At 60.4% G+C, this 275-nt stretch carries 1 pseudogene; it reads left to right on the top strand.

Annotated elements, in window-relative coordinates:
* Positions 1 to 267 (top strand): annotated as a pseudogene (locus tag SB751_RS30225) (type-F conjugative transfer system protein TraW); the annotation flags it as partial.
* Positions 268 to 275 lie beyond the last annotated feature (8 nt).

Raw genomic sequence — 275 nt, 5'->3', positions numbered from 1 at the left:
TTCATAGACGCACGTGACGACCGGCAAGTGGAGCTAGCGCGTATACACCGCGAGGCCGCGCCGGCTGACAAGGTGATTCTTGTGGGGGGATCGTACATGGAGCTCATGCGCAAGTGGGGCACTCGCGTCTATTTCGATCTGGGCGGCGCTGTCACGACGCGGTTTGGAATCGACCGCGTTCCCGCGTTGGTGTCGCAGCAAGGAAAGGTGCTGGAGATTCGCGAAATTGGAATGCCGCCTGCCGAGGCCGATGAGGTGGGCAAATGAGTAGCCAA

This window comes from Cupriavidus sp. SIMBA_020 (assembly GCF_046535395.1).
GTDB lineage: Bacteria > Pseudomonadota > Gammaproteobacteria > Burkholderiales > Burkholderiaceae > Cupriavidus > Cupriavidus campinensis.
Note: the sequence above shows the minus strand (reverse complement) of the source record. Positions and strands in the feature narration are given on the sequence as shown.